General features: G+C 59.2%; 14 protein-coding genes. 5 read left to right on the top strand and 9 right to left on the bottom strand.

Going from position 1 to position 16,970, the window contains the following annotated elements; translation table 11 throughout:
• Positions 1 to 2 precede the first annotated feature (2 nt).
• The 3 genes from JJL52_RS02315 to JJL52_RS02305 all read left to right on the top strand — a co-directional run bounded on the left by JJL52_RS02315 (position 3) and on the right by JJL52_RS02305 (position 3,681).
• Positions 3 to 467: a (2Fe-2S)-binding protein gene (locus tag JJL52_RS02315; protein ID WP_202050781.1), complete on the top strand. Its 465-nt coding sequence runs from the start codon at positions 3 to 5 to the stop codon at positions 465 to 467.
• On the top strand, positions 464 to 2,638 hold the full coding sequence (locus JJL52_RS02310; RefSeq protein WP_202050780.1) for a xanthine dehydrogenase family protein molybdopterin-binding subunit: 2,175 nt from the start codon (positions 464 to 466) through the stop codon (positions 2,636 to 2,638). The genes JJL52_RS02315 and JJL52_RS02310 overlap by 4 nt, the downstream gene beginning before the upstream one ends.
• Positions 2,639 to 3,048: 410 nt before the next feature.
• Complete coding sequence (locus JJL52_RS02305) at positions 3,049 to 3,681, top strand: MlaC/ttg2D family ABC transporter substrate-binding protein (protein WP_202050779.1); 633 nt, start codon at positions 3,049 to 3,051, stop codon at positions 3,679 to 3,681.
• Between the two features lie 55 nt (positions 3,682 to 3,736).
• Here JJL52_RS02305 and JJL52_RS02300 read toward each other — a convergent pair whose 3' ends face one another.
• Both JJL52_RS02300 and JJL52_RS02295 read right to left on the bottom strand, forming a co-directional pair.
• Positions 3,737 to 4,189: a low affinity iron permease family protein gene (locus JJL52_RS02300; RefSeq protein WP_202050778.1), complete on the bottom strand. Its 453-nt coding sequence runs from the start codon at positions 4,187 to 4,189 to the stop codon at positions 3,737 to 3,739.
• An 84-nt stretch (positions 4,190 to 4,273) separates the two neighbouring features.
• Positions 4,274 to 5,017, bottom strand: a complete 744-nt coding sequence (locus JJL52_RS02295; RefSeq protein WP_202050777.1) for an aldolase — start codon at positions 5,015 to 5,017, stop codon at positions 4,274 to 4,276.
• 184 nt (positions 5,018 to 5,201) lie between these two features.
• On the opposite strand from JJL52_RS02295, the gene JJL52_RS02290 reads away from it, so the two are divergent.
• On the top strand, positions 5,202 to 5,834 hold the full coding sequence (locus JJL52_RS02290; RefSeq protein WP_202050776.1) for a phosphoribosyltransferase: 633 nt from the start codon (positions 5,202 to 5,204) through the stop codon (positions 5,832 to 5,834).
• Positions 5,835 to 5,911: 77 nt separating this feature from the next.
• On the opposite strand, the gene JJL52_RS02285 is transcribed toward JJL52_RS02290, so the two are convergent.
• The 5 genes from JJL52_RS02285 to JJL52_RS02265 form a co-directional block, all read right to left on the bottom strand.
• On the bottom strand, positions 5,912 to 6,271 hold the full coding sequence (locus JJL52_RS02285) for a hypothetical protein (RefSeq protein ID WP_236993999.1): 360 nt from the start codon (positions 6,269 to 6,271) through the stop codon (positions 5,912 to 5,914).
• Positions 6,272 to 6,403: 132 nt separating this feature from the next.
• Positions 6,404 to 9,520 (bottom strand): efflux RND transporter permease subunit, encoded by a 3,117-nt coding sequence (locus tag JJL52_RS02280; RefSeq protein WP_202050775.1) that lies wholly within the window; start codon positions 9,518 to 9,520, stop codon positions 6,404 to 6,406.
• 1 nt (position 9,521) lies between these two features.
• Positions 9,522 to 10,988, bottom strand: coding sequence for an efflux RND transporter periplasmic adaptor subunit (locus JJL52_RS02275; RefSeq protein ID WP_202050774.1), 1,467 nt, complete (start codon positions 10,986 to 10,988; stop codon positions 9,522 to 9,524).
• On the bottom strand, positions 10,985 to 12,283 hold the full coding sequence (locus tag JJL52_RS02270) for a TolC family protein (protein ID WP_202050773.1): 1,299 nt from the start codon (positions 12,281 to 12,283) through the stop codon (positions 10,985 to 10,987). The genes JJL52_RS02275 and JJL52_RS02270 overlap by 4 nt, the downstream gene beginning before the upstream one ends.
• 90 nt (positions 12,284 to 12,373) lie before the next feature.
• Entirely contained in the window at positions 12,374 to 12,805 is a 432-nt protein-coding gene (locus tag JJL52_RS02265; protein WP_202050772.1) for a hypothetical protein, read from the bottom strand.
• Positions 12,806 to 13,189: 384 nt separating this feature from the next.
• On the opposite strand from JJL52_RS02265, the gene JJL52_RS02260 reads away from it, so the two are divergent.
• Complete coding sequence (locus JJL52_RS02260) at positions 13,190 to 15,448, top strand: copper-transporting P-type ATPase (RefSeq protein ID WP_436231503.1); 2,259 nt, start codon at positions 13,190 to 13,192, stop codon at positions 15,446 to 15,448.
• Between the two features lie 127 nt (positions 15,449 to 15,575).
• On the opposite strand, the gene JJL52_RS02255 is transcribed toward JJL52_RS02260, so the two are convergent.
• Both JJL52_RS02255 and JJL52_RS02250 read right to left on the bottom strand, forming a co-directional pair.
• Complete coding sequence (locus tag JJL52_RS02255) at positions 15,576 to 15,926, bottom strand: DUF3147 family protein (protein ID WP_202050771.1); 351 nt, start codon at positions 15,924 to 15,926, stop codon at positions 15,576 to 15,578.
• Between the two features lie 19 nt (positions 15,927 to 15,945).
• Entirely contained in the window at positions 15,946 to 16,854 is a 909-nt protein-coding gene (locus JJL52_RS02250; protein WP_202050770.1) for a cation diffusion facilitator family transporter, read from the bottom strand.
• Between the last annotated feature and the right edge of the window lie 116 nt (positions 16,855 to 16,970).

The following is a 16,970-nucleotide window of genomic DNA, read 5'->3' as shown; positions in this document are numbered from 1 at the left end:
GCATGACAGAATTAAAAATCAACGGCAAGTCGCACACGGTCGATGCCGAAGACGATATGCCCCTGCTCTGGGCGATCCGCGATCTGGCCGGCTACACCGGCACCAAGTTCGGTTGCGGGATTGGGATGTGCGGTGCTTGTTCGGTACTGCTCGACGGCGCGCTGACCCGCTCCTGCGTCACCCCGGTCAGCGCGGCGAAAGGCAAGGCGATCACCACGATTGAAGGGCTGGCGACCGAAAAAGGTTTGCATCCGGCGCAGCAGGCGTGGGTCGAACAGGACGTGCCGCAGTGCGGCTATTGCCAGTCCGGACAGATCATCGCGGCGGCGGCCTTGCTGAAGGAGAATCCGCATCCGAGCGAGGAGGAAATCCGCGCGAAGATGGTCAACCTTTGCCGCTGCGGCACTTATCAGCAAATCTTCGCCGCGGTCAAACGCGCCGCTGAAATTCAGGGAGCGCAATCATGAGCGAGATAATGAACATTTCGATGTCGCGCCGTCAGTTTCTCGGCCTCGGCGCGGCGGCCGGCGCCAGCGTATTCCTTCTCGGCGTAACCTTGCCGGCCGGCTGCGCCCGAGTCGAGCAGCCTCAGCAGGCGGGCGAGTTGAATGCCTTTATCGGGATCGACGAGAAAGGCCAGGTCGTTTTCCAGAATCCGTTCATCGAGATGGGTCAGGGCACCTATACCTCGATCCCGGCCATCATGGCCGAGGAACTGGACGTCGCGATGGCCGCGATCCAGGTCGTGCAGGCGCCGCCCGGCCCCGAATACAAGATCATGTTCGACAACAAGATGCGCTTTACCGGCGGCAGTCTGAGCGTGCGCTCGTCTTACATGACGATGCGCAAGGCCGGCGCCACCGCGCGGGCGATGCTGGTCCAGGCGGCGGCCGAGCAATGGAGCGTTAAGCCAGGCGACTGCAAAACCGAGCCGGGCACGGTTATTCATACTGCCACCGGCAGAAAGCTGAGTTACGGCGAGCTGGCCGAAAAGGCCGCCAAACTGGCGCCGCCGAAGGACGTGCCGTTGAAGGACGATGCTTTGTTCCGGCTGATCGGGCAGCCGGTCAAGCGGACCGACAGCCTGGTCAAATCGACCGGCGCGGCGGAGTTCGGGATCGACGTGAAGGTCGACGGCATGCTGCATGCCGCGGTGATGCAGTCGCCGGTGTTCGGCGGTTCGATCGCCTCCTACGACAAGAACGCGGTGCTGAAAATGCCCGGCGTTGTCGCGGTCGAGGACGTTCCGAACGGCGTGGCGGTGATCGCGGACCATTTCTGGCATGCGAAAAAGGCGCTCGAAAAACTGCCGGTCACCTTCAACGAAGGCGATAACGCGAATTTTTCGAGCACAGGCTACCAGGCCAAGCTGCTCGCCGCGCTGGGCGAGCCGGGGCATGTGGCGGAGGAAGTCGGCGATCCGGCCAAGGCGCCGGCTTCCGCCGCGAAAAAAATCGAAGCGGAATACCACGCGCCGTTCATCGCGCACGTCACGATGGAACCGATGAACTGCACCGCGCTGGTCACGAAAGACCGCTGCACGGTTTGGGCGCCGAACCAGGGCGTGGATTTCGTGGTCGGGGTCGCGGCCGAAATCACCGGACTGAAGCCCGAGGCGATCGAGGTGGTTACCCCGTTCCTGGGCGGCGGTTTCGGACGGCGCTTCGTGATGGATTATGCGATCCAGGCGATCACCCTGGCCAAGAAGCATCCGGGCAAGCCGATCAAGGTGATCTGGACGCGCGAGGAAGATATCAAGCACGATCATTACCGCCCGATGTCGGCCGCGAAGTTCAGCGCCGGGCTGGACAAAGAAGGCAATCCGGTCGCGCTGCAGGTGACTTCGGTCGGCGAAGGGCCGATGAGCCGCCTGATGCCCGCTTTCCTGAAGAATCCCGATCTCGACACCAGCGTATACGAAGGTACGGTCGAGCTGCCCTATGCGATTCCGAACAAGCGCACGAACGTGGTTACCGTGCCGGTCAAGCCGGTGCCGATCGGTTTCTGGCGCTCGGTCGGCCACTCGCAGAACTGCTTTTACAAGGAATCGTTTATCGACGAGATGGCGCATGCGGCCGATGCCGATCCCTTGGAATTTCGCCTGAAGCTGCTCGCCGAACAGCCGCGCTTCAAGAAAGTGCTGGAGACCGCCGCCAATCTGGCGGGGTGGAAGGGCAAGCCCTGGACCGACCAGCAAGGCCTGAAGCGGGCGATGGGCTGTGCGCTGCACGAATCGTTCAACAGCATCGTCGCCGAAGTCGCGGAAGTCAGCCTGAATCCAGACGGCGAGTTCAAGGTCGAGAAGGTCTGGTGTGCGGTCGATTGCGGTTTCGCGGTCAATCCGGCGATCGTCATGCGGCAGATGGAAAGCGGGATTTGCTACGGCCTGTCGGCCGCGATGGGCGAGGAAATCACGCTGGAGAAGGGCCGCGTGGTGCAGGGCAATTTCGACAATTACCCGATCCTGCGCCCGGACCAGATGCCGGCCGTTGAAGTCGAAATCATCAACAGCGGCGCGCCGCTCGGCGGCATCGGCGAACCCGGCACGCCGGTGATCGCGCCGGCGGTCTGCAATGCGCTGTTTTTGCTGAGCGGACAGCGAGTGCGCAGTTTGCCGCTGTCGCAGTATACGTTTTAGGATTCCAATACCGCACTAAGGATTTGGCTCCAAATAATTTCCCGAAATCAGTAGGCTAGAGAGAGGCTGAAATAAACGCTCACTTCCCCCTTTGAAAAAGGGGGATCAAGGGGGATTTATTTAATAAATCTCCCCCGCCCCCCTCTTTTTCAAAGAGGGGAGTGAATGCATTCGCGCTGAAAAGCTACACAATGCGAACAGATTAAAACCGGGAAGTTATACCCGTCTAAATCCTAAGAGGCCTGCCGGATTTTCAAAACCTGGCAGGTCTTCGTGTCGCGAGCGGATAAAGCGCGGTCCCTTAACAAACGATTATCCGAAATTCAGCCCCCGTTAATGCCGGCGAAGTATATTCCGCTTGGAAAAAGCTTTTTTCCGATTTCTTTCATTATTCCGACAGGATAATAATCATGCAAAACCTGATAAAAAAATATGCGCTGCTCGGTCTGGTCGTCCTGGGGCTGATCCCGGTGACCCACGTAACGGCCGGCGGTTTGCAGGAGCCGCAACAGGTGATTCAGGATGTTTCGGAGCAATTGCGGCAGCGTTTTCAAGACAAAGCGTTTACCCGCGATTTTGCGCAGGTGACCCGCTTCGTGGACGGCGTAATCTATCCGCACGCCGATTTCGACGTGATCGCCCCTCTGGTTTTGGGCAAGCACTGGAAAACCGCGTCTCCCGCCGAGCGCGAACGCTTCAAGAACGAATTCCGGACGCTGCTGGTCCGCTCGTATTCCCGGGCCTTTGTCGAATACAACAACTGGAACCTCCGTTTTCAGCCGATCGATGCAGGCGGCGGCAAGAAAGTCGTCGTCAAAACCGAAGTCCTGCAGCCGGGACAAAAGCCGGTACAGGTCAATTACCGGATGTTTCAAGGAAAAGGCGGCTGGAAGGTGTACGACATCATCATCGAGGGCGTGAGTCTGGTTACCAATTACCGTTCGAGTTTCAGCGAAGACATCCAGAAGAAAGGTTCGTTAAGCGCGCTGAACGATTCTCTCGCTAAACGTAACGCTGAAGCGTTAAACGGCAAAGGTTCCTGATGCTGTTGCCGTGTTGGGCGCTCAGGGTGCGTGACGGCACCCTGAGATCAACCGGCTATTTCGAGCTGACGACTCTTTGCTTCCTGGCTTCCCGTGAGAGGCGCGCCAATTCCAGATAGTGTTTGTGCAGGTGGAGAAGCTCATCCTCTCCTATTTCTTCCAGATCCAACAGTTCGTTATTTGCGCCTTCGATCACGCGAATCAGTTCATCCAGCTTCACCTGCAACGCATCGGTATCCCGGTTTTGCGTGTGCTGAATCAGAAATACCATTAAAAAGGTCACGATAGTGGTCGCGGTGTTGATGATCAACTGCCAGGTATCGCTGTAGCCGAACAGCGGGCCGGTGATTACCCAGATCAGAATGACCAGGATCGCGATATTGAAAGCGAGCGGCTTGCCGGTCATCCGAGCCCCTGCTCGCGCGAAGCGGTCGAAAAGGTTATGCCAGTAAGCTCTTTTTTTAGGGGAGCTGCCGAGTTTGTTGATCCGTTCTGTGGGTTCGTTCATCGGTATTCTTCCTATAAAACAAATCATAAGACCTTACCGATGCGGAAATGGTTTTGAATTAATAGGCGGCGCTGAAGCGGCAGATCACTGGCGGTAAATGCACCCCGCCGAATCCAGTAAACGCTTCTGTGCGGCGAAATGCCGCTCGATATAGCCCAATTCGAATCGTTCGTAGCGGGTTTGGGCAGCGACCTGTTCGACCATTTCGGGCGCCAGGAGAGCCAGCGGCCGGCCGGTGCTCATCGCGAGCAGTTGGGTTTGCGCGGCCCGTTCGACGAAATAAAGGTCGTCGAATGCCTGGGCGACGGTCGGCGCGGCGGTCATCACGCCGTGATTGCCCAGGAACAGCAGTTCGGCGTGGCCCAGAATGCCGGCCATCCGTTCGCCGACCGAATCCGATAACGCGACGCCGTCGTAATCGGTATCGTAGGCGACCCGGCCGTAGAACCGGCAGGTCGTATGCAGCGCCCATTCGAGGCGGCCGCCTTGGATCATCGCCAGCGCGGTCGCATAAGGCTGATGCGTATGCAGCAGCACGCGGGCGCGGGGCACCAGCCGGTGGATCGGTGCATGGATGTGATGGGCCGAGGCGGCCGGAGCGCCGTCGCCGCGCACAACGTTGCCGTCGAAATCGCAGACGATCAGGTTCGATGCGGTGATTTCCGAAAAATGCAGCCCGAACGGATTGACCAGAAAATGCGAGCGGTCGGGCAGCACCGCGGAGAAATGGTTCGCGATACCTTCGTGCAGGTTATTCGCGACCGCCAGATGAAAAGCGGCGGCCAGATCAATGCGCAGCTTCCGTTCTGCTTCGCTGACGTTCGACATGGCTTGTCCCTCGCTGAAAACCAAAATCTGAAAGGCCTGTTTCCCGAAAGATAAGTGAGCGCCGATTCCCTGTCAAGCGTAGTTCCCGCTTAAATCTGTTTGCTTTATCTCTTGATACCGTTCGACGCAACAGTGTTATGCTATCGGTTAGCGGAACGCCGTCTATAGCAACGAGGATTTGTTAATGTCCGACACCATGCCTTGCACCCTGGTTACATGGGAAGATGTTTACCTGCTATGCCGGGAAGTGGCGCGGAAGGTGCGCGCAGCGGGGGGGCCGATCGACATGATCGTGGCGATCGCGCGGGGAGGCTACATTCCGGGGCGGTTGTTGTCGGACATGCTGGGCGTTTCCGACCTGACCTCCCTGAAGATCGAGCATTACCGCGGCGCGCAAAAACAGCGCGAGGCGCTGGTCAAATATCCCCTGAATGCCGACATCAACGGACGCCACGTGCTGCTGGTCGACGATGTGTGCGACAGCGGCGATACCTTCGCGGTCGCGGTCGAGCATCTTCATCGGTCCGGTACGCCCCGTTCGCTGCATACCGCGGCGATGCAATTGAAAACCGTCTCCGCATTCGTGCCGGATCATTATGCCGGGACGATCGGCGAATGGCGGTGGATTATTTATCCCTGGGCAGTTAACGAGGATTTGTCGGGCTTGATCGAGAAAATGCGGCTCGACACGCGGGATCCCGTACGTTTGCAGCAGGAGTTCAGGCGGCGGCACGACGTCGCCGTGACCTTCCAGCAAATCGAAGATGCGTTATGGCTGCTTGAGCTGGAGAATCGGCGTGCCAACATTGCCAATTAAGCGCCAATGAACGAGTCAAATTGAAGTCAGTCATCAATCTGCTTTATAGATTGATGGTATTTAAATTCGCTATTTCGCTACGGTTTTGCTCCTTCCGCCAATTCGCGGTGCATCTTCGCCATTTCGAAGTTCGCTTCGGCCGCTTGGCTGTAGATTTGAATCAGCTTGTTGCAGTGATTTTCGAAGTCGACGCCTTGTCTGCCGAATAACCAAGGTTCGCGTTCGAAATGTTCCAGAAGTTTCTTATGGGCCTCCACTTTCTCTTCAAACAGTTTGGCTTCGGCTTCATAATGGGAGGCAAGCGCTTCGTGGTCGTCAGCGGTTTTGGCTGTCGACGACAATGTTTTTATATCCTGCGTATGCACGGTTCGCATTGGCGTGCAGCCGATAGAAGCCATCAAAGTGAAAGCCAAACACCCGATTAATTTTTTGTTCATGACAGGTTCCTCTTTAAAATCGCTTTTTTAATGAGAGATCGCAATCATTATTCAATCGATTGGCTCTTCATCTATGACAGGCCCACCCCCTTTTTTTGTTAAAAATAAAACTAAAGAACCGGTAAACCTTGTTTATTTCCGAAGCGGAGAGCCTGCTTTTAACCAGGCGTAAACGGCCGGAATCACGATCAGCGTCAGTAAGGTAGAAGTTACCATCCCGCCGACCATCGGGGCGGCAATGCGGCGCATTACTTCCGAGCCGGTGCCGGACCCCCACATGATCGGCAGCAGGCCGGCTACGATGGCGGCTACGGTCATAATCTTCGGCCTGACCCGTTCGACCGCACCCTCCCGGATCGCGTCGTACAGGTCGGATTTGGCCAGCGGCCGGTTTTCTGCCGTTCGGACTGCCCTGATTCTTTCCAGCGCCTGATCCAGATAAATCAGCATCACGACCCCGGTTTCGGCCGCCACGCCGGCCAGGGCGATGAAGCCGACCACGACCGCCACGCTGAGGTTGTAGCCGAGCCAGTACAACAGCCAGATGCCGCCGATCAGCGAAAAGGGCAGCGACAGCATCACGATCAGCGTTTCGGTGATGCGCTTGAAATTCAGGTAAAGCAGCAGGAAGATGATGAACAGCGTCATCGGCACCGCCACGGCGAGCTTGGCCTTCGCCCGCTCCAGGTATTCGAACTGGCCGCTCCAGGTCGCGTAATAGCCGGGCGGAAACTTCACTTTTTCGAACACGGCCCGCTGCGCGTCGGCCACGTAACCGCCGATGTCGCGACCCCGAATATCGACGAAAACATAGGCTGAAAGCAGCGCGTTCTCGGTCCGAATCGCCGGTGCGCCCTTGTCGAGGCTGATCCCGGCCAATTGGCCTAAAGGCAGCATCGCGCCGTCCGGCAGCGGCACCAGCACCTGCGTCAGGATCATCTCCGGCGAATCGCGCAGTTCGCGCGGATAGCGCACGATCACATTGAAGCGCTCCCGGCCCTCGACTGTTGTGGTCACTGTTTCGCCTCCTAATGCCGACGCGATCACGTCCTGAAGTTTCCCGACGGTGAGTCCGTAGCGGGCCAGCTGGTTCCGGTCCGGTTCGATGTTCAGGTAGAAGCCCCCGGTAATCCGTTCCGCATAAGCGCTGGTCGTGCCCGGCACGGTTTTGACCGCGGCTTCGATGTCGGTCGCCAGTTTTTCCATTTGCCCGAGGTCGGTGCCGAACACTTTGATCCCGATCGGGGTGCGGATCCCGGTCGAGAGCATGTCGATCCGGTTTTTGATCGGCATGGTCCAGGCGATCGTCACGCCGGGCATTTGCGCCGCTTTATCCATTTCGGCGATCAGCTTGTCGGTCGTCATTCCCGGCCGCCACGCCGACTCTGGTTTCAGATTGACCACCGTTTCGAACATTTCGAGCGGCGCGGGATCGGTCGCGGTCGCCGCGCGCCCGGCTTTGCCGAAGACCGATTCAACCTCCGGAAAGCTTTTCAGGATCCGGTTGTGGGTTTGCATGATTTCAGCGGCCTTGGTGACCGAGAGACCGGGCAGGCTCATCGGCATGAACAGCAACGTGCCTTCGTTCAGCGTCGGCATGAATTCGCTGCCCAGTTTCGAGGCCGGGTAAGCGGAAGCGAGCAAAACGGCCAACGCCAGGAACACGGTCAGTTTTTTCCAGCGCAATACCGCCTCGATGATCGGCCGGTACAGCCGGATCAGCAGCCGATTGAGCGGGTTGCGGTGCTCCGGTACGATGTTCCCCCGGATGAACAGCACCATCAAGACCGGCACCAGCGTCACCGACAATAAAGCGGCGCCGGCCATCGCAAAAGTCTTGGTGTAAGCCAGCGGTTTGAACAGCCGGCCTTCCTGTTCTTCGAGCACGAAGACCGGAAGGAACGAGACGGTAATCACCCAAAGGCTCAGGAACAAGGCCGGGCCGACTTCCCGGGCGGACCGGATCATCAGTTCGAGGCGGTCGGCATCGGGCGGGGCGCGCTCCAGGTGTTTGTGCGCGTTCTCGATCATCACGATCGCCGCATCGACCATTACGCCGATCGCGATCGCAATGCCGCCGAGGCTCATGATGTTCGAATTGAGGCCGAGCCCGTGCATCACGATGAAGGCGATCAGCACCCCGACCGGCAGCATCACGATCGCGACCAGCGCGCTGCGCACATGGAAGAGGAACACGACGCAGACGACCGCGACGATCAGGCTTTCCTCGATCAATTTATCGCGCAGATTCCGGATCGCCTTCAAGATCAACACGGAGCGGTCGTAAATCGGCGTTACCGAAACCCCAGCCGGCAGGCCCGGAGCGATTTCCCGAAATTTGGCTTTCACGTTCTCGATCACGTCCAATGCATTTTGGCCATACCGCGCGATCGCGATGCCGGAGACGGCCTCGCCTTCGCCGTTCAGTTCGGTGACGCCCCGGCGCTCGTCCGGCCCGAATTCCACGCGGGCGACGTCGCGGATCCGCACCGGCGTGCCGCCTTCGGCCTTCACGACCAGATCCTCGATGTCACTGATGCCCCGCAGATAGCCTTTGCCGCGCACCATGTACTCGGTTTCCGCCATTTCGATGGTTCTGCCGCCGACGTCGCGGTTGCTTTCGGCAATCGCAAGGCCGATCGCGGACAGCGGAATACCGTAAGCCTGGAGTTTGCGAGGATCGACCACGACCTGATATTGTCGGACGAAACCGCCGACGCTGGCGACTTCCGCGACCCCGCGTGCCTTGGTCAACTGGTACCGGATGAACCAGTCCTGCAGTGTCCTGAGCTCCGCCAGCGAATGGCGTGCGCTCTGCACCACGTATTGAAAGACCCAGCCTACCCCGGTCGCATCCGGCCCCAGATTCGGCGTGATGCCTTTCGGCAGGCGGCCGGAGGCAAAATTCAGGTATTCCAGCACCCGCGAGCGTGCCCAATAGACATCAACACCGTCCTCGAAAATCACATACACAAAGGAGGCGCCGAAAAACGAAAAGCCGCGCACTACCTTCGAGCGCGGTACGCTCAACATCGCCGTGGTCAAAGGATAGGTGACCTGGTCTTCGACTACCTGCGGGGCCTGACCGGGGTATTCGGTATAAACGATTACCTGGACGTCCGACAGATCCGGCAAAGCGTCGAGCGGGGTTTTGAAGACCGCATAAACGCCCGCGATCACGATAAACGCCGTGGCGAGCAGAACCAGGAAACCGTTGCGCGCCGACCATTCGATGAGTCTTCCGAGCATGTTACCGGCCTCCTTGATGGCTGTGTTCCCCATGGGATCGCGATGGTTCGGCGGCCACCGTGCTGTCCTGTTTGGTATCGACCGTTTCAAAGGCACTTACCGCCGCCTTCAGGTTGCTCTCGGCATCGATCAGGAAGTTGGCGCTGAACACCACACGCTCGCGCTCCTGAAGTCCTTTTAAAATCTCGATCCTCTCTTCGCCCCTGAGGCCGGCTTCGACCGGGCGCGGTTCGAAGCGCCCGCCGCCGCGGTCCACCAGCGCCAGCGTGCGCCGACCGCTTTCCAGAACCGCCGACGTCGGCACCGTTAATGCCCGGCGCTTCTGGCCGTCGATCTGCAGCTGCGCATACATCATCGGTTTTAACAGCTGGCCCGGATTGGCCAGTTCGACGCGTACCTTGACCGTACGCGTCGCCGCATTCAGCATCGGATAAACAAACCCGACCTTGCCGGTAAACGTTTTTCCGGGATAGGCGTCGAGCGTCACCCGTGCGGTCTGGCCGGCCTTGATCGACCCGATATCCTGTTCGTACACTTCGGCCATCGCCCAGACCCTCGACAGGTCGGCGATCTTGAACAGCGTGTCGCCCGCCATGGCGCGCGCGCCTGCCACCGCCGTTTTTTCGAGGATCACCCCGGAAGCGGGCGAACGCACGACCACGGTCTTCAGCATCTCGCCCTGACGAAGGCGTCCGAGATCGTTTGCCGAGATTCCCCAATTCTCGAGGCGTTCCAGGCTGCTCTCCGCGAGGCTTTTGACGCCCGACTGCACCCAATCCCGCCCCTCAGCCAGCAGGCTCTGGCTTTGCCTGGCAAGCAGATATTCGTTCTGGGCCGTAATCAAATCCGGACTGTACAGTTCGAACAACGGCTGGCCGCGGGTTACGGGCTGCCCGGTCGCGTTTGCGTAGAGTTTTTCGATAAAGCCGTCGAAACGAAGCGTCACGTTATACAGCCGCCGCTCGTCGGCTTCGATGATCCCGACGCTGCGAATCGTTTTTGCGATTTCGGTATTCTCGACCGGCGCCGTTTTGACGCCGAGCCGCTGGATTTTTTCGGTGCTCAGACGGAGCAGAGGCGCTTCGTTCGAGTCGTCCGCTTCCGCATAGACCGGGATGTAATCCATCCCCATCGCATCTTTCTTCGGCACCGGCGAAGTATCCGGCAGCCCCATCGGGTGGCGGTAGTACAGGATTTTGCCCGGCTGACTCGGTGCGATGTCTGCAGGTGCTTTTTCTTGTTTTGCTTCCGATTCGTACACCGGGACATAGTCCATCCCCATTTCATCCTTGGCGGGCACTTTTGAAGTGATCGACGGATTCATCGGATGCCGGTAAAAAGCCGGTTTTTTTTCCGAATGAATGTCCGGAGGCGAAGCAGGGGGCTGAAGTCTCGAAGCCAGCCAATAGCCGCCCAGGACGCCCAGGCCACAGGCAATCAGCGCCGTTCCCAGCAAGCTTTGCTTCATAAGGCCTCCTTTCCGACCGCAGCGGCTAATTGCGCCAGCGCCTGATGTGCTTCGGCCAGAGTCTGCCAGTATTGATTACGGTAGTCGAACCAGGCATTCTCTGCCAGAATCACGCTTTGAAAGTCGGCTTTTCCGACCTGATAAGCGGCAAGGGCGGCGGCGATCGTCTGCTCGGCGAGCGGCAGAACGTCATTTTTGAGCAGATCGAATTGTTCCCGACTGCCCTGGTAGAGCGCCAGCGACTCGTTGATTTCGGTCTGGATTTTCAGTGCCGCATCCTCCAGCGCATAGCGTTCCTTGAGCAATTCGCTCTGCCGCTGATCGACCGCTTTGGCCTGTTTGCGGCCGGCGTAGATCGGCAGCGTCATCGCGATCTGAAAACTGGCGTAGTCGCTGCGGCTCTGGCCGTTCGGAGTATCCTGCCGGAACGCATAGGCGGTACCTACCGTGAAATCCGGGTAATAATCTTTTTTCGCCAGCTCCAGCCGGGTTTGCGCGGCATCAAGCGACTTCTTGCGCTCGGCCAGGAGAGGCCGGAATTGCTCACTTTGTGCTTGCAGGTCCGCTGCGGCACGGATGTCAGGCAATTCGGTCGCCACGCCATCAGGCAGCCGGATGCGATGATCCGCAGTTCGGTTCAGCAAAGCGTTCAGCCGGGCGATCGCCGTGCGGTGCATACCGACGTGTTGCGCCTTTTCCTTGGCCAGTTTGGTCCGTTCCAGAAGCGCCGACAATACGTCCTGCTGGAGGCCTTTCCCCACCCGGTATTGGCTGTCAGCAATCTCGGCCAGCTGCTTCAGCCGCTGTTCGGTTTCGCCGATGATCATCAAGGTGCGGTGCAGGGAATAGAGCTGCCACCATTGCAGGGTGACTTCCCGGGCAAGCTGAAGCCGGGCCTCTTCCGCGGTTTCCGCGACGGCTTCGGCCTCGAAGGCGGCGGCTTTTTCCTTCAAAGCCAATTTCCCCGGAAACGGGAACGTCTGGCTGACGCCGACTTCCATCATCGTGAAATCGTCCTTGTGGAGATCCAGTCCTGACGCGACCGGCAGCCAGAGTGCGCCGAAGCTGAGCGTCGGGTCAGGCAGGCTGCCTTCCTGCGAAGGAATTGCCGCCATCGCTGCGGCGCGCGCCTTAATCTCGGCAAGGCCAGGGTTGTCTTCCAGCGCAATGCTGACCGCTCGCTCGGGCGTAAGAACGTCCTCGTCGGCGAAAAGGGGAGGGGAAAATACAGTGCAGCAGCAGGCGGCGAGTATCGCGAAGATATCCCGCAGCGGCCGAAAAATCACGGAAACCATCGAATTGACCTCTTTTCATCGAAAACAAGATTCCGCAGGCGCGGAACCGCCGTGCGCCGTAAAAGGCGCGGTTCGATTACGAGGCGAGGGCTAATTCAGCAGCGTACAGAAACGGTAGATCAACAGAACGCGCCTGCCGATCGGAGGGGACGTCGTACGCGGAATACGCGGCACGGAAATGAGGCAATGAGAAAGCCAGCCGAGCAGCCCGATCAGGCAGAGAGCGAAGATCGGCATGGGCGGTTTGTCGATCTTGGCCTCGAATGCCGGATTGGGATGGGAGTCAAGGCAGGGTTTGAAGGAGCAATCCTGATCGGGCATGGCGGCGTGCTTTCCGGCCTGCAGCGCGGAGGGGGCCATTTCCGCACAGCCTGCCGGCATGGAGTCGGCAGGCGCTGCGAACGTCGAGGCCGGCATCGTGCAGGTGTTCGAGATCAGCATGGAAAGCCAGCTCACCATCAATATGCAGATGATGAAACGCAGACAGGCACGGTTTTTAGGGAAACGCAGCCGGCTTAGCACGAGGGTGTCTTTCGTAGAAATCTTGGGCTCAACCCTACCACATTCGGTAGAATACATCAAATGCAACGATTCACATACCTTCGTTAGTAGAGGATTTTTTCAGAAGGTTCATCAGACTTTTGGCTGCGCCAAGGGCCGGCAGCCTTGCAAAGAGGCTGCCGGCTGCGGTTATGATGGTCCGCTCAATCTATATGAATGTGCGTCTATGAAGCTTTCCCGTGAAGTATTGGTAACAGCGACATGTCTAATTCGTATAACCCAAGGCCATCGATGATTGAATAAATGTTTAGCGGCGGCTGACCGGATTATCTAATCCGAAAAGGCGGAGCACCTTAAAAGCCGGCTGTCGTTCATAAAGCTCGTTTTTTTGTTGGAGAATCGAAAATGTCTGCACAAGCTAACGCTGCCTCGATATCGCCGCTCTATACCTGTCCGATGCATCCGGAAATTCGTCAGATACAGCCGGGCAATTGTCCCAAATGCGGAATGGCCTTGGAGCGAATGGCTGAACCGCGCCCTGGTTCTCGAACTCAATATGTCTGTCCGATGCATCCTGAAGTGGTGCGCGATGAACCGGGAAACTGCCCGATTTGCGGCATGGCGCTGGAGCCACGAACCGCCGAAGTCGAGGCTGAAGAAGACCGCGAACTTAAGGCGATGTCGCTGCGCTTTTGGATCAGCGCCGCGTTATCGCTGCCCTTGTTCCTACTGGCGATGGGGCATGATCTCTCTCCTTCCGCCATGCCAGGTTTTCTGGATGCGCGAACGCTGCAATGGATTCAGTTGGCGCTGGCCACGCCTGTGGTATTGTGGGGTGGCTGTCCGTTTTTTGTGCGCGGGTGGGATTCTTTGGTTCATCGCCGCCTCAACATGTTTACCCTGATTGCCTTGGGGATCGGCGTGGCCTGGCTCTATAGCCTGACGGCTACCGTCTGGCCCGGCCTGTTTCCGGCCAGTCTGCGGAGCATGGGGGGAACCGTGCCGGTTTATTTTGAGGCGGCGGCGGTGATTACCTCGTTGGTGCTGTTGGGACAGGTTCTGGAGTTGCGGGCGCGCAGCCGCACCGGCGCGGCGATCAAAATGCTGCTGGGGCTGGCGCCGAAGACCGCGCGCCGGGTGCTGGAAGACGGCAGCGAACACGATGTGCCTTTGGCTGAGGTACAGCCGGGCCAGGTGCTCAGGGTACGCCCCGGCGAGAAAGTGCCGGTGGACGGCACCGTGCTGGAAGGGGTCAGCGCGGTGGACGAATCCATGGTGACGGGCGAGCCGATGCCGATTGAAAAACAGGCCGGCAGTCCGTTGATCGGTGCCACGGTCAACGGGACCGGCAGCCTGTTAATGCGTGCCGAAAAGGTGGGGGCCGATACCCTGCTGGCGCAAATCGTCCATATGGTCGGCGAGGCCCAGCGCAGTCGAGCGCCGATTCAGAAGCTGGCCGACAGGGTATCGGGTTATTTCGTGCCTGCGGTGGTGGCGATGGCGATCGTTGCTTTCATCGTCTGGTCGGTCTGGGGACCGGAGCCGCGCCTGTCGCACGGCATCGTCAACGCGGTGGCCGTGCTGATTATCGCCTGCCCCTGTGCGCTGGGGCTGGCGACGCCCATGTCGATCATGGTGGGGACCGGCCAGGGCGCGCTGGCGGGCGTGTTGATCAAGCACGCCGAGGCGCTGGAAGTGCTCGAAAAAATCGATACGCTGGTGGTGGATAAAACCGGCACGCTGACGGAAGGGAAGCCGCAGCTGGCCTCCGTGCTACCGGCCCAAGATTGGGACGAACGCGAGTTGCTGCGCCTTGCCGCAAGCTTGGAGCGGGGCAGCGAACACCCTCTGGCTTCGGCCATCCTCGCGGGCGCGGAGCAGCGCAGTATTCAGCCTGTTTCCGTGGCGGACTTTCAATCCCTGACCGGCCGGGGGGTGGCCGGCAAGGTCGACGGCCGTCAGGTCGTGCTCGGTACGGCGTTGCTGATGGACGAGTTGGGCATTCCGTTCGGCGACCTGGCCGGCACTGCGGAAGCTCTGCGCCGGGAAGGCCAGACCGTGATGGAGGTGGCGATTGAAGGAAAGGCGGCGGGCCTGCTCGGCGTGACCGATCCGATCAAGCCGTCTACGCCGGAAGCGATTGCCGCCCTGCATCAGGAAGGCATCACGCTCGTGATGCTGACCGGCGATAACCGGCGCACGGCCGAAGCCGTCGCACGCCGTCTGGGCATCGATCGGATCGAGGCGGAAGTGCTGCCCGACCAGAAAGCCGCAGTAATCAAGCGGCTGCAGGGAGAGGGCCGTAAAGTCGCGATGGCCGGCGACGGCATCAACGATGCGCCGGCATTGGCCCAGGCGCATGTCGGCATTGCGATGGGCTCCGGCACCGATGTGGCGATGGAAAGCGCGGGCGTCACCCTGGTCAAAGGCGACCTGCGCGGCATCGTGCGGGCAATCCGGCTGAGCCGCGCCACCATGCGCAATATCCGCCAGAATCTCTTCTTCGCTTTCGTCTACAACACCTTGGGGGTGCCGATCGCCGCCGGGGTACTCTATCCGATAGCAGGCCTGCTGCTCTCGCCGATCATCGCCGCAGCAGCTATGAGCCTTAGCTCGGTTTCGGTGATTGCCAATGCCCTGCGCCTCAAACGGGTGCGTTTGTAGCTAAGAGTCAATTGTTGATATGCCGGGGCGCTTGTTTCTGGGATACTGTTTATAGCGTTTTGTTGTGTTCGCAGGACAGGCAGGTCAGGTAGCCGCAGATTCGAAAATCAAAGTTCGTTTTACGGAACTAGATACGGATTCCGATCCGGCCGAGCAGCCAGAGCATGATCAGATAAACGATCACCGTCGCCGCGCTCGATAGTCCCAGGCTGATCAAAAAACCCCAGCCCAGACGGAGAAGAAAAGGAAGGATCAGAAATAAGGCCAAGGACGGCAGCACGAGCCAGAAAATGGCATGGGAGAGAGCCGCGACGCGTTCGGCATCGTGGGTATCGGCATAGAGCCAAGCGAAGGCCAGCAGCGACGTCAGCGGCAGCGATGCGATCAGCGCCGCCCATAGGGTGCTGCGTTTTGCAGTTTCCGCGACAGTGACGATGATGAGCGAGGTGACCGCGACCCTGAAAAGATACTGTAACATCGAGAGGCTCCGTTCATCGCTAGTAACATTTTTCGGAATGGCAGGTAGCTTCTTCGCCGGCGGATTCGAACTGAATCGTCGCGTGGCCGATGCCGAAGCGGTCATGTAAGTCGTGATTGATCTGATGCAGCAAGGTATTGGTCCGATAGTCATCGGTAAGTACGAGATGCACGGTCAGTGCCGACTGGGTGGTACTGAGGCCCCAGATATGCAGGTGGTGCACATCGGTTACCGCCGGCAGCCCGAGCAGGTAGGCGCGCACCGCCACCGCATCGATCCCTTCGGGGACCGCGTCCAGCGCCAGATTTAGCGAATCCCATAACAGGTGCCACGCGCTGTAGATGATGGTCAATGCCAGTATGAGGCTAAGCGCCGGATCCACCCATTGCCAGCCGGTGAATAGGATGATGACGGCGCCTGCGACGACGCCGGCGGAGACCAGCGCATCGGCAGCCATGTGCAGGAACGCGCCGCGGATGTTCAAGTCGCCCTTGCGTCCGGACATGAACATCATCGCGGTGCCTGCATTGATCACGATCCCTGCCGCCGCGACCCAGAGCACCGTATCGGCGGCGATCGGGGAGGGCGCTTCGAGACGCTGGACTGCCTCCAGGATGATTGCGCCGACCGCGACCAACAACAACACCGCATTGACGAGTGCGGCCAGCACTGACGAGCGCTGCAGGCCGTAGCTATGCCGTTCGGTCGCGGCGCGACGGCCCAGGGCGGTTGCACCCCAGGCGAGAAATAGGCCCAGTACATCGCCCAGATTGTGGCCCGCATCCGCGATTAGCGCCAGAGAATGTGAAAGAAACCCGTATACGGCTTCGACGCCGATGAAAATCGAGTTCAGCAGGATCCCGACGGCGAAAGCGCGGCCGTAATTCGGCGCGTGCGAGTGTGGGTGGGAATGGTGCTCTGTATGCATGACAATAATGCGCGGTTGTAATCGGAACCGGAAGCAATGCCCCGGAAGTAACCGCATTATCGGTAGGAAGGCGGAGAATTGCAATCGATGGTGCTCGACTGCGCCCAGGACATCGG

This window comes from Candidatus Methylomicrobium oryzae, assembly GCF_016745425.1.
Lineage (GTDB): Bacteria > Pseudomonadota > Gammaproteobacteria > Methylococcales > Methylomonadaceae > Methylomicrobium > Methylomicrobium oryzae.
Note: the sequence above shows the minus strand (reverse complement) of the source record. Positions and strands in the feature narration are given on the sequence as shown.

Bases quoted from the DNA above. Each gene is read 5' to 3' on its own strand.
- JJL52_RS02255 (WP_202050771.1), bottom strand. From the start codon at position 15,926: ATGTTACAGTATCTTTTCAGGGTCGCGGTCACCTCGCTCATCATCGTC.
- JJL52_RS02305 (WP_202050779.1), top strand. From the start codon at position 3,049: ATGCAAAACCTGATAAAAAAATATGCGCTGCTCGGTCTGGTCGTCCTG.
- JJL52_RS02260 (WP_436231503.1), top strand. From the start codon at position 13,190: ATGTCTGCACAAGCTAACGCTGCCTCGATATCGCCGCTCTATACCTGT.
- JJL52_RS02315 (WP_202050781.1), top strand. From the start codon at position 3: ATGACAGAATTAAAAATCAACGGCAAGTCGCACACGGTCGATGCCGAA.
- JJL52_RS02270 (WP_202050773.1), bottom strand. From the start codon at position 12,283: ATGGTTTCCGTGATTTTTCGGCCGCTGCGGGATATCTTCGCGATACTC.
- JJL52_RS02285 (WP_236993999.1), bottom strand. From the start codon at position 6,271: ATGAACAAAAAATTAATCGGGTGTTTGGCTTTCACTTTGATGGCTTCT.
- JJL52_RS02295 (WP_202050777.1), bottom strand. From the start codon at position 5,017: ATGTCGAACGTCAGCGAAGCAGAACGGAAGCTGCGCATTGATCTGGCC.
- JJL52_RS02275 (WP_202050774.1), bottom strand. From the start codon at position 10,988: ATGAAGCAAAGCTTGCTGGGAACGGCGCTGATTGCCTGTGGCCTGGGC.
- JJL52_RS02290 (WP_202050776.1), top strand. From the start codon at position 5,202: ATGTCCGACACCATGCCTTGCACCCTGGTTACATGGGAAGATGTTTAC.
- JJL52_RS02300 (WP_202050778.1), bottom strand. From the start codon at position 4,189: ATGAACGAACCCACAGAACGGATCAACAAACTCGGCAGCTCCCCTAAA.
- JJL52_RS02250 (WP_202050770.1), bottom strand. From the start codon at position 16,854: ATGCATACAGAGCACCATTCCCACCCACACTCGCACGCGCCGAATTAC.
- JJL52_RS02310 (WP_202050780.1), top strand. From the start codon at position 464: ATGAGCGAGATAATGAACATTTCGATGTCGCGCCGTCAGTTTCTCGGC.
- JJL52_RS02280 (WP_202050775.1), bottom strand. From the start codon at position 9,520: ATGCTCGGAAGACTCATCGAATGGTCGGCGCGCAACGGTTTCCTGGTT.